The sequence below is a fragment of the Cellulosimicrobium sp. Marseille-Q8652 genome, from assembly GCF_965112045.1.
Genome location: NZ_CBCOPS010000001.1, coordinates 830,630 through 845,885, shown reverse-complemented (window position 1 = coordinate 845,885; position 15,256 = coordinate 830,630). Strand labels below are relative to the sequence as shown.

At 74.8% G+C, this 15,256-nt stretch carries 14 protein-coding genes; 10 read left to right on the top strand and 4 right to left on the bottom strand.

The genetic code is table 11. The features are described from left to right. Window positions 1-37: 37 nt before the first annotated feature. Window positions 38-1,084, bottom strand: coding sequence for a mycothiol synthase (gene mshD / locus ACWPWV_RS03635; RefSeq protein WP_454041595.1), 1,047 nt, complete (start codon window positions 1,082-1,084; stop codon window positions 38-40). 143 nt (window positions 1,085-1,227) lie between these two features. Here mshD and ACWPWV_RS03630 point away from each other — a divergent pair, with 143 nt between their 5' ends. The 7 genes from ACWPWV_RS03630 to ACWPWV_RS03600 all read left to right on the top strand — a co-directional run bounded on the left by ACWPWV_RS03630 (window position 1,228) and on the right by ACWPWV_RS03600 (window position 9,301). Next, window positions 1,228-2,598, top strand: coding sequence for an amidohydrolase family protein (locus ACWPWV_RS03630; RefSeq protein ID WP_454041594.1), 1,371 nt, complete (start codon window positions 1,228-1,230; stop codon window positions 2,596-2,598). A gap of 5 nt (window positions 2,599-2,603) precedes the next feature. Further along, complete coding sequence (locus tag ACWPWV_RS03625) at window positions 2,604-3,365, top strand: ABC transporter ATP-binding protein (RefSeq protein WP_454041593.1); 762 nt, start codon at window positions 2,604-2,606, stop codon at window positions 3,363-3,365. Between the two features lie 65 nt (window positions 3,366-3,430). After that, a complete protein-coding gene (locus ACWPWV_RS03620) occupies window positions 3,431-4,417 on the top strand; it encodes an ABC transporter permease subunit (protein WP_454041592.1) in 987 nt (328 codons plus the stop codon). 87 nt (window positions 4,418-4,504) lie between these two features. Then, complete coding sequence (locus tag ACWPWV_RS03615) at window positions 4,505-5,695, top strand: hypothetical protein (protein ID WP_454041591.1); 1,191 nt, start codon at window positions 4,505-4,507, stop codon at window positions 5,693-5,695. An 11-nt stretch (window positions 5,696-5,706) separates the two neighbouring features. Continuing rightward, window positions 5,707-7,101, top strand: a complete 1,395-nt coding sequence (locus ACWPWV_RS03610; RefSeq protein WP_454041590.1) for an FAD-binding oxidoreductase — start codon at window positions 5,707-5,709, stop codon at window positions 7,099-7,101. A 29-nt stretch (window positions 7,102-7,130) separates the two neighbouring features. Continuing rightward, the gene (locus ACWPWV_RS03605; RefSeq protein ID WP_454041589.1) at window positions 7,131-7,922 is read left to right on the top strand and encodes a creatininase family protein; all 792 of its coding nucleotides are present in this window, start codon (window positions 7,131-7,133) and stop codon (window positions 7,920-7,922) included. Continuing rightward, entirely contained in the window at window positions 7,919-9,301 is a 1,383-nt protein-coding gene (locus tag ACWPWV_RS03600; protein WP_454041588.1) for an amidohydrolase family protein, read from the top strand. Before ACWPWV_RS03605 ends, ACWPWV_RS03600 begins: the two co-directional genes overlap by 4 nt. Here the strand turns inward: ACWPWV_RS03600 and ACWPWV_RS03595 are convergent. Next, on the bottom strand, window positions 9,270-9,896 hold the full coding sequence (locus ACWPWV_RS03595; RefSeq protein WP_251152456.1) for a helix-turn-helix domain-containing protein: 627 nt from the start codon (window positions 9,894-9,896) through the stop codon (window positions 9,270-9,272). The genes ACWPWV_RS03600 and ACWPWV_RS03595 overlap by 32 nt on opposite strands. A 128-nt stretch (window positions 9,897-10,024) precedes the next feature. Between ACWPWV_RS03595 and ACWPWV_RS03590 the strand changes: the two genes are divergently transcribed. The 3 genes from ACWPWV_RS03590 to ACWPWV_RS03580 are packed head-to-tail and all read left to right on the top strand — an operon-like array spanning window position 10,025 to window position 13,502. Further along, window positions 10,025-10,570, top strand: a complete 546-nt coding sequence (locus ACWPWV_RS03590) for a flavin reductase family protein (protein WP_454041587.1) — start codon at window positions 10,025-10,027, stop codon at window positions 10,568-10,570. Window positions 10,571-10,629: 59 nt separating this feature from the next. Then, window positions 10,630-12,060 carry an FAD-binding oxidoreductase gene (locus tag ACWPWV_RS03585; protein WP_454041586.1) on the top strand — a complete coding sequence of 477 codons (1,431 nt, stop codon included), beginning with the start codon at window positions 10,630-10,632 and terminating at the stop codon, window positions 12,058-12,060. Then, the gene (locus ACWPWV_RS03580) at window positions 12,057-13,502 is read left to right on the top strand and encodes an amidohydrolase family protein (RefSeq protein ID WP_454041585.1); all 1,446 of its coding nucleotides are present in this window, start codon (window positions 12,057-12,059) and stop codon (window positions 13,500-13,502) included. The genes ACWPWV_RS03585 and ACWPWV_RS03580 overlap by 4 nt, the downstream gene beginning before the upstream one ends. Before the next feature lie 40 nt (window positions 13,503-13,542). On the opposite strand, the gene ACWPWV_RS03575 is transcribed toward ACWPWV_RS03580, so the two are convergent. Together ACWPWV_RS03575 and ACWPWV_RS03570 are read right to left on the bottom strand one after the other, a co-directional pair. Then, window positions 13,543-14,214 (bottom strand): GntR family transcriptional regulator, encoded by a 672-nt coding sequence (locus ACWPWV_RS03575; RefSeq protein WP_454041584.1) that lies wholly within the window; start codon window positions 14,212-14,214, stop codon window positions 13,543-13,545. A gap of 33 nt (window positions 14,215-14,247) precedes the next feature. Then, window positions 14,248-15,237 carry an isopenicillin N synthase family dioxygenase gene (locus ACWPWV_RS03570; RefSeq protein WP_454041583.1) on the bottom strand — a complete coding sequence of 330 codons (990 nt, stop codon included), beginning with the start codon at window positions 15,235-15,237 and terminating at the stop codon, window positions 14,248-14,250. Between the last annotated feature and the right edge of the window lie 19 nt (window positions 15,238-15,256).

The window sequence follows — 15,256 nt, the reverse complement described above, 5'->3', positions numbered from 1 at the left end:
ATGGTGGCACCAGTTGGTGAACGGTGCGTGACACGGGTCACCGGCCGGCCGGTCGGCCCGTCCTCGGTGGCGCGGCGTACTGGACGTCCGCGGTGCGCCGCACGAAGCCCGCGCGCTCGTAGGTCCGGACTGCGGGAGCGTTGTCGCCGTCGACGTAGAGGACCGCCTCCCGCACGCGCGCGCGGGCCAGGTGAGCCAGCCCGACGGCGGTCAGGAGCGTCCCGAGGCCGCGCCCCTGGGCGTCGGGGTCGACGCCGACGACGTAGATCTCGCCCTCCGGAGGCGGCGCGGTCGGCGCGCCGGGCCCGGCCGGGTCGGGAGCGGCGTCCGTCGGGATCTTCGTCCAGACGAAGCCGACGACGGCCCCGTCGCTCTCCACGCCGGCGGACCCGGTGGCCTCGAGCAGGTACAGCCCGGCCGCGTCGAACCAGTCCTCGCGCACGCGCGCCCGCAGGTCGGCGACCGTGAGGCGTCCCTGCTCGGGGTGGTGCGCGAACGCGCGGGCGTTCGCGCGGACCCATGCCTCGTCGTCGGCCCCGGGGACGAACGTGCGCAGGCGCAGGTCGGGCGGCACGTCGGGGAACGGGTGCTCGTCGGGTCCGTCCAGGGGGCGGGCGAGCACGAGGAGCTCGCGGACGGGCACGAACCGCGAGCGTTCCGCGAGCGCCCGGGCCGCGGGCAGGTCGCCGTGGGCCCACACGTGCAGCGCGCCGGCCCGGTCGTCGTGCGGGGCGTCGTGCTGCTGGTCCGCCGCGTCGCCGTCGCGACGCTCCTGCGCGCGGGCCGTCGCGCTCGCGAGCAGGTGGAACCCGAGCCCACGGCGCCGGTGCTCGGGCCGGACGACGAGCTCGGCGCTGGGGACGGGGCCGCGCCGGTCCACCTGGGCGTAGCCCGCGAGGCTCCCGCGCCACCAGGAGAGCAGGTGGACCACGTCGTCGTCGGCCTCCCGCAGGTTGAGGAGCGGCTGCTCCGACAGCGGCGCGACGCCGTCCGCGCGCTCGGCCGCGGCGGCGAGCTCGTGGACCTGCGTGATCTCGACGTCGTCGATCAGGGGTCCGGGGTGCCAGAGGATCGAGGTCTCCACCTGCCCATCCTGCCCGTCCCCGACGCGTTCACACACCCGCGCCGCGACGGTTACGCGTCCGAAACAGGTGGCGCCTAGCGTTCTCGATGTTCCTCTGATCAACATTTTCGGCCAGATCGTCCACGGGACGGAGAGGAGGCGGTGTGCACCACGACGAGGCAGCAGTCCTTCCGGTCGGCGCGCCCGACGGCGCCGCGACGCTCGCGGGCGCGGACGTCACCGGCGTGCTCGGGGTCCGGACGGTGGACGGCCGCACGGTCGACGTCCGGATCGCCGACGGCCGCGTCGTCGCGGTCTCGGACACCGCGAGCCGGGACACGGGCGCTGTACCTGGGCTGTGCCTCGACGCCGGCGGCTGGCTCGCGCTGCCCGCCGCGTGCGAGCCGCACGCGCACCTCGACAAGACCCTCACCGCCTCTCGGCTCGACGCCGGTGCGGGCGAGGACCTCGTCGGCGCCGTCGCGCGCTGGCGCGAGCTCGCACCCGGCATCGACGGTGCCGACGTGGCCGACCGGGCGCGGCGCGCCGTCGAGCGCTACGTCGCGCGGGGCATCACGACGATCCGCACCCACGTCGACGCGCCCGCGGTCGGGGACCCGCTGCGCATGCTGGACGCCCTGCTCGGTCTGCGGGACGAGCTCGCGGGCTCCGTCACGCTCCAGGTCTGCCTGCTGGGCGGCTCCCACACGAGCGACGCGGTCTACGCGGAGGCCGTGGCTCGCGGTGTCGACGTCCTGGGCGGCTGCCCCCACCTCGCGCCCGACCCGGCGGTCGAGATCCGGCGTGTCCTGGACCTCGCGGAACGCACCGGGCTCCCGGTCGACCTGCACGCCGACGAGCAGACCACCCTCCCGGAGGGCGGGCTCCTCGACGTCGAGGACGTCGCGCTCCAGGTCATCGCCCGCGGCCTCGAGCAGCGCGTCACGGCGAGCCACGCCGTCCGGCTCGGTGCGCTGCCGCCCGGACGGCTCGGCCCGCTCGTCGACCTGGTGGCCAGGGCCGGGCTCGGGGTCGTCACGCTCCCGATCACGAACCTGTACCTCCAGGGTCGCGACGCCACGCACCTGGCCCCGCGCGGGCTCACCGCCGTGCGTGCGCTGATCGACGCCGGCGTCCCCGTGGCCGCCGGGGCCGACAACGTCCGCGACCCCTTCAACCCCGTGGGCACCTGCGACCCCTTCGAGACGACGTCCCTCCTCATGACGACCGCGCACCTCACGGCCCGCGAGGCGCTCGACGCCGTCACCGCGGGCGCCCGCACCGTGCTCGGCCTGCCGTCGGCCGGCGTGGCGGTGGGGGATCGCGCCGACCTCGTCCTCGTCCCCGACGCCACGCTCGGGGAGGTCCTCGCCGGTGGCGAGCACGCACGCGTCGTCCTGAGCGGCGGGCGCGTGGTCGCGGACACGCGCGTCACGCGCACCGTCGCGCTCCACGACCCCGGGACCCGGCCCTTCGACCCCTACGCCCGGTCCGCCGCGCCCGCGGCCCACCGCCCCGACCAGCTCGTGAGGTGACACCAGTGAGCACCACGACCACGCGACCCCGTTCCATGACGCGCACGCTCGTGCTCGACGACGTGACCAAGGAGTTCGCCACCGGCACCGTCGCGCTCGAGGACGTGAGCCTGAGCGTCTCGGCGGGGGAGTTCGTCTCCGTCGTCGGGCCGTCCGGCTGCGGCAAGTCCACGCTGCTGCGGCTCGCGTCCGGGCTCGACGACGTGACCGGCGGCAGCATCGAGGTCAACGCGCACTCGACCTCCTACGTCTTCCAGGAGGCGACGCTCCTCGAGTGGCGCAGCGCGCTGCGCAACGTCGAGCTCGTCGGCGAGCTGCGCGGGGTCGGGAAGGCGGACAGGCGACGCGCCGCGCAGGAGGCGCTCGACCTCGTCGGGCTCACGGGTTTCGAGAAGCAGCACCCGCGCCAGCTGTCGGGCGGCATGCGCATGCGCGTCTCGATCGCCCGGGCGCTCGTCGCCGAGCCCGACCTCGCGCTCTTCGACGAGCCGTTCGGCGCGCTCGACGAGATCACCCGGCTGCACCTGCAGACCGAGCTCCAGCGACTGTTCGCCCTCAAGGAGTTCGCCGGGCTCTTCATCACGCACTCGGTGTCCGAGGCCGTCTACCTCTCCACCCGGGTCCTCGTGATGAGCGGTCGCCCGGGCCGTGTCGTCGCGGACATCCCCGTCCCGTGGTCCTACCCCCGCCCGCCCGAGCTGCGCTTCGAGGCGGAGTTCGCCGCGCTGACCGGCGAGGTGTCCGCCGCCCTCGGGGAGCACTCGTGAGCGCTCCCACCGTGAACCCGCCCACTGACCCGCCGGTCCGCGCGACCGGACCGCAGGAGGCCACCATGCCCACGTCACAGCCCACGTCGGAGCACGTCCGCACGACCCGCCGCACCGCGCCGTCCCCGGCGCCCGACGGCGCGCAGCCGTCCGCACCACCGTCCGCCACCGCCGCGACCACGCCCGCCGACGGGCCCGCCGGCGCGCGGATCCCGGCTCCGGCGACACGGACGGCTGCTCGGAGCGAGGGGCGCGGACGGTCCCGCACGTCGGCCGTGCTCGGAAAGGTCGGGCCGGTGCTCGCGGCGCTGGGCGGGATCGTCGCCGTCTGGTACCTCGTCAGCTACGTCGTGCTGAGCGCGGAACGCCAGTTCCTCCTGCCCCCGGTGCACGAGGTGCTCACGAGCACGCTCGGGAACCCGAACGTCATGGGCCCCATGCTCGACGCGCTGTGGCAGACCGTCGGTGTCGCGCTGTGCGGCCTGGCGATCGCCGTGGTCCTCGGGATCGGCTACGCGGTCGTCATGGTGCAGTCGGGGTGGGCGGAGAAGATCCTCTACCCGTACGCCGTCATCCTCCAGACCATCCCGATCCTCGCGCTCACCCCGCTCATCGGGATCTGGATGGGGTACGGGTTCAGCGCGCGCATCGTCGTCTGCGTGATCATCGCGCTGTTCCCGATGATCTCGAACACGCTGTTCGGGCTGCAGTCGGCCGGCGCCGCCGCGCACGACCTGTTCACGCTCAACAAGGCGACGCGCGCGCAGCGGCTCTTCAAGCTCCAGTTCCCCGCCGCCCTGCCCTCGATCTTCACGGGCCTGCGCAACGCCGCCGGTCTGAGCGTCATCGGCGCGATCGTCGGCGACTTCTTCTTCCAGCAGGGGTCGCCGGGGATCGGCGGTCTCCTGCGCACCTACACGCTGCGGCTGAACATGGACGCCCTGTTCATGGCGATCATCCTCACCGCGCTGTTCGGCGTCGTCGTGTTCTCCGTCTTCGCCGCGCTGGACCGGGCCGTCATCGGCCGCTGGTACGGCACGGCCGGACGCTGACCGGCCCCCTCGCCCTCGCGTCTCGCCCGCACCACCCCCACCACCCGCCGCGTCTCCCACCGGTCCCTCCCAGCACTGGAGCACTCGATGACCCTCTCGCGTCCCCGTCGCGCCGCGTTCACCGCGCTGTCCCTCCTCCCGCTGGTCGCCCTCGCCGCGTGCAGCAGCGGCGACGCCGGCGGCGACCCCGCCGCCGGGAACGAGCTCGACGTCGAAGCCGCCGAGGCCGGCGGACCGCTCGACCTGTCGGACGTGTGCCCCGCGACCGTCGTCATGCAGCAGGACTGGCAGCCCGAGTCCGAGCACGGCGCGATGTACGCGCTCGTCGGGGCGGACTACACCGTGGACACGGACACCAAGTCGGTCACCGGGTCGCTCGTCGCGCAGGGCGTCGACACGGGCGTGGACGTCGAGGTGCGGCCGGGCGGGCCGAACGTCAACTTCCAGCCCGTGCCGTCCCTGATGTACCTCGACGACTCGATCATGCTGGGCGCGGTCACGACCGACGCGCAGATCACGGCTCTCGCCGACAACCCTGTGGTCGCCGTCGCGTCGCAGCTCACGACCAGCCCGCAGATCGTCATGTGGGACCCCGAGAGCCACGACGGCGCCACCACGATCGAGGAGGCGGCCGCCGGCGGCGACCCGCTCGTGTCGTCCGGCGACGTGTTCCCGCGCCTGCTCGAGTCGCAGGGCATCATCACCGAGTCCCAGATCGACCTGAGCTACGAGGGGACGCCGCAGCGGTTCGTCTCCGACCCGAGCATCCTGCAGCAGGGCTTCGCGACGGCCGAGCCGTACATCTACGAGAACGAGATCCCGCAGTGGGCGAAGCCGGTGGGCTACCAGCTCCTCGCCGACGTGGGCTACTCGGTCTACCCCGAGGCGCTCACGGTGCGCGCCGACACGCTGGAGGAGAACGCCGACTGCCTCGCGAAGCTCGTCCCGATCATGCAGCAGTCGCAGATCGACTACCTCGAGGACCCTGCCGCGGCGAACGAGCTGATCGTGGACCTCGTCGACCAGTACCAGACCGGGTGGACGTACTCGCTCGGGGTCGCGGACTTCTCGGTCCAGGCGCAGAAGGACCTCGGGCTCGTGACCGACGACCCGGCGTCGGGCGTGTTCGGCCAGATCGACCCGGAGCGCATGAGCGAGATCGTCGACACGTTCGGCCCGATCCTCGTCGACGCGGGCCAGATCGCGTCCGCGGACATCGACCCCGAGACCCTGTACACGAACGAGTTCATCGACGACTCCGTCTCGATGGGCAGCTGAGGAGCGCACACATGACGAGCACGACGAGCACCGCCGCCGGCGGCCCCGCCGGCACTCCCCAGGACACCGTCGCGGCCCGTTCCGCGCTCGCGGCGGCACAGGTCGCGGAGCTGCTCGGCCCGGACGTCGTCTCCACCGACGCCGAGCTGCTCCTCAAGGCCTCCTCCGACTGGTCGCGCATGTCCCCGGTCCTCCAGGAGAAGGTGCCCGCGGGGCGCTACCTGCCGGACGCGGTGGTGCGGCCCCGGACCGCCGACGAGGTCGCCCAGGTCCTGCGGGTCGCGTACGAGCACGACGTACCGGTGACCCCGCGCGGGGCGGGCACCGGCAACTACGGGCAGGCGACGCCGTTCGACGGCGGGCTCGTCCTCGACCTGCGCGGCCTGGACACGGTCCGGGTGAACGACTCGGGGTCGGTCACTGCTGGCGCGGGCGCGAAGATCACCGCGATCGACGTGGCCGCACGGGCCGCGGGCCGCGACATCTGGATCTACCCGTCGACCAAGGGGTCGACGATCGGCGGGTTCGTCGGCGGCGGCTCCGCCGGGACGGGGACCATCGAGCACGGGTCGACGACGGACGGCTTCGTGCTGTCGCTGACCGTCGCCCCCATGGACGGCAGCGGGACGACCTTCACGGTCAGCGGTCCCGACGTCGCGCCCTACGTCCACGTGTACGGCGTGACCGGCGTCGTCGTCGAGGTCGAGATCGCCACGGACCCGGCGCGCGACTGGGTCGCGATCTACGCGGCGTTCGACGGCTGGGCGTCGATGACGAGCGTGCACCGTGCGCTCCTCGACCTGCCGGTCCTGCCACGTCTCGCGTCGGCCGACCCGCCCGCGCTGGTGCCCAGCCTCCCGGCGTCGGTCCCGCTCGACCCCGACCGGTTCAGCCTGCGCGTGATCGCGGAGGCGTCGACCGTGACCGACGTCGAGGCCGCCGTCGTGGCGGCAGGGGGCGCCGTCGTCGCGAGCCTCGCGGACTACGCGGAGACCGACAAGCTCTCGTCGATGTCCTACAACCACCCGGTCTACTTCCTGCAGAAGGCGCACCCGGACCGCTCGTGGTTCCACATGGAGACCGGCGGGCTCGCGCACTGGGACGCCCCGGACGACGTCCGCGCGGTCTACGACGGCGACGTCCACCTCCACGTCGAGCTCATGGGGCACGCGCCCCTCGCGATGGTCGTGGCGGACTACGTGTCGGAGGAGGAGGTGCTCGCCGGGATCCCGCGCCTCGAGGCGCTCGGGCTCGGGGTGCACTCGCCGCACCAGTGGTACGTCGACCGCAACGTGGAGCTCGCGCGCGAGACCGCGCGCACGACCGACCCGAAGGGCCTGCTCAACCCGGGCAAGCTCGTCGACGACCCGCCCGCGGACACGCGCCTGAACATCGGGGTTCGCTGATGGCGCCCCGCGTACCCCGGTTCCTCGACATGACCTGGCCCGAGGTCGCGGCCCTCCCGGCGGGCACGGTCGCCGTCCTGCCGCTGGGCGCGGTCGAGCAGCACGGGCCGCACCTGCCCGTCTCGACCGACTACGTCACCGCGAGCGAGACCGCGGCCGCGGCGGTCGAGACGGTGACGGCGTCGGGCGAGGCGTCGGTCGTCCTCCTCGACGGGCTCGCGTACACGAAGTCGGACGAGCACGCCGGGTTCCCCGGGACCGTCTGGCTGTCCTGGGACACGCTCATGCGGGTGCTGGTCGACGTCGGGCGCTCGCTTGCGGCGTCGGGCATCGAGCGCCTCGTGCTCGTGAACGGCCACGGCGGGAACTCGGCACTGGCCCAGGTGGCGAACCGCGAGCTGCGACGCCGGTTCGGGCTGCGGACGTTCCTCGCGCACGTCGCGACGCCGCGCGACCAGGGCGGCGCGCCTGCCCACGGCGACGAGCACGGTCTGGGCGTGCACGGCGGCCACGGCGAGACGTCGCTCATGCTGCACCTGCGCCCCGAGCTCGTGCACCTGGAGCTCGCCGTACGCCGCGTGCCCGAGGAGATGCTCGCCTACGAGCAGATCGGGTTCGGCAAGGCCGTCTCGTTCGGGTGGCTGTCCAGCGACTTCGGCCCCGACGGCCACGTGGGCGACCCGACGGGCGCGAGCGCGGAGGCCGGCAAGGAGATGTTCGAGCACGCCGTGGGTCAGCTCGCGCGCACGCTCGTCGAGGCGTCCCGCTTCACGACCCCCGCCGACGGCGCGGCCGGGCTCGTCGCGCGCGACCGGGCATGAGCCTCGTCGTCACCGGCGCGCTCGCCGTACGGACCGGCCCGGGCGGTCCGGGCAGGGCGGGACCCGAGCCGGGCGGGGACGTCGTGGTCGACGCCGCCGGGCGGGTGGTCGCGGTCGGAGCCGACGCCGCGCGAGACGTCGGGCCCGACGTCGGCCGGGGCGGTGCGGCCGGGCCGGCGGTGGAGCGGCTCGACGCGACGGGGTGCGTGGTCACGCCCGGGCTCGTCAACGCCCACCACCACCTGCTGCAGACGGCGTTCCGGACCCTTCCCGGCACGCGCGGGGTGCCGATGCGCGACTGGCTGCCCGCGATGGCCGCGGCGTACGAGCGCGCGCACGTCGACGCCGAGCTCGTCGGCGCGGCGGCGCGAGCCGGGCTCGCCGAGGCGCTCCTGTGCGGCGTCACGACCGTCGCGGACCACCACCTGACGTGGCCCGCGCACGTCGACGTCGAGGGGTCCGTCGACCTCGCGCGCGCCGCGGCGGCTGCCGCGGACGAGGTCGGGGCCCGGCTCGTGCTCGTCCGCGGGACGGCCGGTGACGACGCCGAGCGGGCCGCCCTGAGCGCCGACGCCATCGCCGCCGCGCTCGTCGGCGCGAGCCCCGGGGGCGTGCGCCCGGACGGCCGCGTCCAGGTCGCCGTCGGGCCGGCGGGCGTGCACAGCGACGGTGAGACGACCTTCCGCCTGCTCGGCGAGGTCGCGGCACGCCGCGGGCTGCGCCGGCGCACGCAGGCCAACGAGCAGGTGGACGTCGCGGTCGCGCTGGAGCGCTACGGCCGGCGGCCTCTCGACCTGCTCGCCGACTGGGGGTGGCTCGCGCCCGACGTCACGGTCGCGCACCTCTGCGACGTGACCGGGGACGAGATCGCGCGCGTCGCGGCGTCCGGCGCGAGCGCGACCCATGCGCCCGGGTGCGACGTGCCGATGGGCTGGGGCGTCGCGCCGGTCGCGCGTCTCCTCGCGGCGGGCGTGCGCGTCGGTCTCGGGACGAGCGGCGGCGGGTCCAACGACGCGGGGCACCTGCTCGCCGACGCGCGGCTCGCGATGCAGGTGTCGGCGCTCGCGGGCCGTCAGCTCGCGGCGCGCGAGGTGCTCGACGCCGCGACCGCGGGATCGGCCGACGGGCTCGGTCGTCCCGAGCTGGGGCGGCTGCGCCCCGGTTCCGCCGCAGACCTGTGCGTGTGGGACGTCTCCGGCGTCGCGGACGCGGGCGTGGCCGACCCCGTCGCCGGGCTGCTGTGGGCGTCGCCGGGTCGCCGACCGCGGCACGTCGTGGTCGGTGGACGGGTGGTCGTGCGCGACGGGCGCCTCGTCACGGCCGACGAGCGCGAGGTCGCTCGCGTGCTCACGCGTCGCGTCGAGCGAGTCGCTGCTTGACCACGAGCAGCCGGTACGGGCCGCCGTCGGCGCTCGCCCAGCGGTGCCCGGTCCCACGGAGGTAGAACACGGAGTCGCCCGGCTCGAGCAGGTCGACGACGCCGTCGAGGTCGAGCAGCACGCGCCCCTCGACGACGTAGGCGAACTCGTCCTCGTCGTGCACCCAGTACTCGCCGGGGTCCTGCGACGTCCCCGTGTACTCGAGCGGGTCGAACGGCCGGTCGCCCGCGGGAGCGAGCGCGCGCACGGTGCCGCCCCCGGCGGTCGCCGACGCCTCGTCCGTGCGGCGCAGGACGGGCGACGCGCCCGCCGCAGGCGTCGTCGCCTCGGCGAGCAGCACCTGCTGCGTCGTGCCGAGCGTCGTCGCGACCCGGAACAGCGACGACATGCTCAGCCGCGCGCGGCCGCGCTCCACCTGGCTGAGGAACGAGTGCGACAGGTCCGTCGCCTCCGCGAGCTGGACGAGCGTGAGCCCGTGGGCGTGGCGCAGCGTGCGGATCCTCTGCCCCAGGCGCTCGACGGAGCGGTCGAGGGGGTCCGGCGACCTTCCGGCACCGTCGGGCGCAGCGGGGGCGTCGTCGCTGGTGGCGGCCATGGCTCGATGGTAGGGGAGCGCGCGACCCCGTCGAGGGCGTCCGGCGCGGGGTCGTGCGAGCCGTAACAGACTCCGTGCGCCGGTGTGACGCGAGCGAAACATCGGAGGCAGACGATGGACGCATGTTGATGACATCAACATCGCCTCCCGAGGCCGTCGCCGACGGCTTCCGCGACGCGATGGCCGGGCTGGCGAGCGGGGTGTGCGTGGTGACGACGACGGCCGGTGGCGAACCCGCCGGACTGACGACCACCGCCGTGATGAGCGTGAGCCTCGACCCGCCGCTCGTCGCGGTCGGCGTCGGCCGGACGAGCCGCACCCTCCGGACCCTGCGGGACGCGCGCGCGTTCGTGCTGCACGTGCTGCACCACGACCGCGAGCGCACGGCCTCCGTGTTCGCCTCCAAGGCGGCGGACAAGTTCGCCGGGCTCGACGTGCGGCCCGGGCGGCACGGCATCCCCGTGCTGGCGGCCGACGCCCGTTACGCGCTCGAGTGCGACACGTGGCAGGAGGTCGACGCGGGCGACCACGTCCTCCTGCTCGGGCGGGTCACCGAGGTCCACCGCGGCACGGCCGGCGGGACGGACGGGTCCGGCGCCGCCGGCGCCGTGAGCGCGCTCGTCCACTTCGACCGCGCGTACCACCGCCTCCTCCCGCCCGGGGCGTCCGCGTGACCGTGCCTGCCGTACCTGCCCTGCCTGTCGTATCTCCCGTCCCGGGCCCTCCGACGGTCGTGCCGGCCGACGCCGGCTACGAACGGGTCCGTCGTGGGCTGGCGGTCTCCGGCGTCGTCCCCGCGGACCGGCCGTCGCTCGTGGTGCAGGCGCGCGGCGTCGACGACGTCGTGGCCGCGATCGCCCGTGCGCGCGGCCGCGGGATCGGCGTCACCGTCCGGTCGGGCGGCCACGGCACGGCCTTCACCGCGCTGCGCGACGGGGCCCTCGCCCTCGACGTCTCGCGGCTGGACCACGTGGCGGTCGACACGGCGTCGGGCACGGCGGACGTCGGGCCCGGGACCACGTCCCTCGCGCTCGCCGCCGCGCTCGACGGGACCGGGTTCGCGTTCCCCGTCGGCCACAGGGCGAGCGTCGGTCTCGGCGGCTTCCTGCTCGCGGGCGGCAACGGCTGGAACCAGGGGGAGTGGGGGAGCGCGTGCGAGTCGGTCGTCGGCGCGCAGGTCGTGCTCGCCGACGGGCGCGTCGTGGAGGTCGACGCGCAGCACGACCCCGAGGCCTTCGCGGTGCTGCGCGGCGCGGGCCCTGCTTTCCCCGGCGTCGTGACGCGCTTCCGGCTGCGTCTGTGGCCCGAGCCCGTGGTCCGACGCCGCACGGTCCACCTGAGGCCCCGCGGCGCCGGCGACGACGGCCGGGCCGGGCTCACGGACGTCGGCGCCTGGGCGGACGCGCTCGCGCGCGTCGTCGCACCGCAGGCCGAGCTCACGCTCGTGCTCGTCCCGGGGGCGGGCGGGACCCCGGCCGTCGTCGCGAACCTCACCGCGTTCGGGCACGACGCCGCGCACGCCGACGCCCTGCTCGGTCCCCTCGACGGCCCGCTGCCCGCGGCGGCGACCGCCGTCGTGCGCAGCGCGACGAGCATCCCCGGTCTCCTGCGTGCCGACACGGTGCCGATGGGGCCGGACGGGCCGGCCGGGCCGGTCCGACCAGGCTGCGTGGCCCAGCAGGCGTGGACGACCGCCGGGTACGCCGACGTCCTGCCGCGCCTGGCCTCGGGGCTCCGCCACGCGCCGTCGGTCACGTCGAGCGTGATCGTCAGCTCGGCGTCGTACCGGCGGTCCGTCCCGCCCGACCGGCCCGCGCCGTCGCAGCCCTTGCACCGACCGCTCGGCACGCTCACCGTCGCGGCCTACGCGACGTGGGAGCCGGGCGTCGAGGACGAGGCGAACCTCGCGTGGCCGACCCGCGCCCTCGCGCCGCTCGCCGACCTCACGACCGGCCACTACGTGGGCGAGACCGACGTGCGCCGCACCCCGGAACGACTCGTCCGTTGCTGGACCGAGGGCGGGGCGGAGCGCGTCCGCGCGCTCCACGCACGCCTCGACCCGCACGGGCTCTTCGTCGTGCCTCCCGGCCTCGGGCGCTCGACCGGCCCTGCGACCGGTCCCACCACCGCAACCCTCGCGACGGACGGAGCCCGCCACCCATGACCCCCATGCCCGCACCCGCGCTGACCGTCGTCGACGCGCTGGTCCTGCCCGGCTCCGACGACGGCCCCGAGTGGTACTTCGGCTGGCTCCAGGTCGGCGACGACGGCCGCATCACCGGCACCGGACCTGGCGAGCCCCCGCCCGGGTGGGAGACGTCGCCCGTGCTCGACGCGCAGGGCGCGATCGTCGCGCCCGGCTTCGTGTCCGCGCACTCGCACCTCTTCACGTCCGGGCTGCGCGGCATCGCGCCCGACGCCACGCTGTATCCCTGGGTGCGCTCCATGATGGAGCTCTTCCGCCACACCGACGCCGAGGACATGTACTGGGCGACGCTCCACGGGTCGATGGACTTCCTCGCGAACGGCGTGACGAGCGCGTACAACTTCATGCAGTCCGGCGTCACGTGGCTCTACGACCCCGCGACCGCGCGCAACGTCCTCGGCCGTGTCCACCCCGACGAGTACACGACACGCCAGATGGACGGCAGCGTCGACGCCGGGCTGCGCGCCGTCCACGCCATCCGGCTCGACGACGAGGCCGGTCCCGAGGAGCAGGTGCTCACGCGGTTCGCCCGCATGGTCGACGCCGCGCGCGCCCCCGAGCGCGCGGGTCGCGACCAGCGTCTCGGCGTGTCCGTCATGGGCGCCGTGCAGTGGGCGAGCGCGCCCCGCACGGCCGAGCTCGAGGTGCACGTCATGCGTGAGCACGGCCTCACGGACCAGGCGCACTTCGTCGAGACGGCCGAGGGCCTCGACGTGCAGCGTGCGAAGTTCGCCTGGTACGAGCAGGCCGGTGCGCTCGGGCCGGACCTCCTCCTCGGTCACTTCGTCCACCCCACCGACGCGATGATCGAGCGCGTCGCCGCAGCCGGCAGCTCGGTCGTGTGGCAGCCGACCTCGAACGGCCGGCTCGGGTCGGGCTTCGCCGACGTCGTGCGGTACCGCCGCGCCGGCATCCAGGTCGGCGTCGGCCTCGACGACCAGTCCTGCACCGACATCTCCGACCCGTGGGCCAACATGCGCCAGGGTCTGTACACGCAGCGCGCGCTGCACCAGGACGCGGGAGTGCTGTCCGCGCGCGACGTCCTGCGCCTGCACACGCTCGGCTCCGCCGAGGTCCTGGGCGTCGCCGACCGCGTCGGCAGCCTCGAGGTCGGCAAGCTCGCGGACTTCGTGGTCGTGGACCACCGCTCACCCAGCACGGGGCCCGTGTGGGACGTCGTCGCGACCTACGTGCTCGCGTGCGGCCTGCGCAACCTGCGGGCGACGTACGTGGGCGGCCGGTGCGTCGCGCGCGACGGACGCGCGACCACGCCGCTCGCCCGGAGCGCCGACGCCGAGCTCGCCGAGCGGATCGAGCGCGCGGCCCACGCCGACGGGCGCCGGCTCGCGGTCTCTGCGGACGAGCTCGTCTCGTCCCGGGCGCGGCGTCGGTCGGCGTAGCCCCGGGCGTCCTCCGCAGGGGCCGACGTCCGCCAGCGCGTCAGGACGCCGGGTCGGGGGCGGTGCGCCAGCGGCGCATGCGGACGCCGATCGCGGCGACGTGGGCGCTCGCGGCGACGCGGGCGCCCTCGGCGTCGCCTGCTGCGACGGCCTCGACGATGCGGCGGTGCTCGACGACGGCGTGCGCGCGGTTGGTCCGCTCGGCCCACATGCCCGACGTGTACAGGTGCGCCTGGGCGTCGAGGCGGCGCAGGGCGTCGACGAGCGGGCGGTTGCCCGAGAGCTCGCGGACGCGGGAGTGGAGCTCGACGTCGAGACGGGCGTCTCGCAGGGGGTCGGCCGGCTCGTCGAGGAGCGTCGCCTGACGGTCGACGAGGCCGCCGAGGCCGCTCACCTCGGCGGCCGACGCGCGGCGCGCCGCCTCCTGGGCCGCGAGGCCGTCGAGCACCTCGCGGACCGCGAGGACGTCGCGCACCGCGTCCTCGTCGAGCCGCAGGACGCGCGCCCCGGCGTGCGGGACGTGCACGGCGAGGCCCTCGTGGATGAGGCGCTGGACCGACTCGCGGACGGGGCTGCGGCTGACGTCGAGGCTCGCGGCGAGGGCCGGCACGCTCAGCGGTGCGCCGGGTGGCAGCTCGCCGTCGAAGATCTTGTCGACGAGCGCGCGGTACACGGACTCGGCGAGGAGGGCGCCGGTCTCGGCGGTGGTCATGCGGCACTGTAACCGAGGCCGGCGCCCTGCATCTCAGCCCTTGCGGTAGTTCGCGCGCACCCGCTCCTGCAGGTAGTCGTGCGCGGTGATGGGCGGGTACGTGCCGAGCGGCGGCTCGATGAGGACGTCGCGGTTCGCCTGTGCGAAGAACGGGATGGAGAAGCGCGACCCCGTGTAGTCACCCTCCCCCGGGAGCTTCACGCGGTGGAAGTTGGAGAGGAGACGGTCGTCGCTCCAGCGCATGAGCATGTCGCCGATGTTGCACGTGATCGCGTCGTCCGACGGCGTCACGGGCGTCCACTCCTGCGCGTCGGCGTCACGGCCCGGGCACACCTGCAGCCCGCCCTGGCCGTCGCGCTGGAACAGCAGCGTGAGGCAGTCGAAGTCCGTGTGCGCGCCCGCGCGCCAGACGCCGGGGCGGCCCTTCTGCTCCTCGGGGACGGGCAGGTAGTGGATGAGCCGCAGGGTCGACTGGTACTCGGCGGACTCCGGGTCGTGCGCGCGGGCGAAGAAGTCCCGGTCGAACCCGAGCTTCTCGGCGAAGCAGGACAGGACGCGCATGGCGAGGTCCCAGCACTGCGCCTCGAAGCCGAGCACGAACTCCTGGAAGCCCGCGAGCTCGGTGCCGTCCGGCCACAGGCCCTCCATGCAGGGACGCGTGACCTGGAAGGACTCCTTCTGGTCCGGCGTGCCCACCGAAGGGCGCGTCTGCGAGAGCTTCTCCCACCCGGCGTTCGTCCCGGGCAGGAGCGGGTAACGAGACTTGACGTCGTCGGGCAGCGAGAAGAACCGCGCCGCCTCGGCGAAGACGCGGTCCACCTGGTCCTGGGGGATGCCGTGGTTGACGAGCTGGAAGAAGCCGATCTCCGTCGCGGCGGTCCACAGCTCCTCGGTGATCTCGGCGCGCCGCGCCTCGAAGTCGGACAGGTCGATGCGCGGGATGGTGCGATCGGCGTTCTCGGTGCCGACGCCGCCCATCCTCGACTCCTTCTGCAGCTCGGCGAGTGCGTAGGTGTCGGTCATGGTGCTCCCTCTGGAGGTC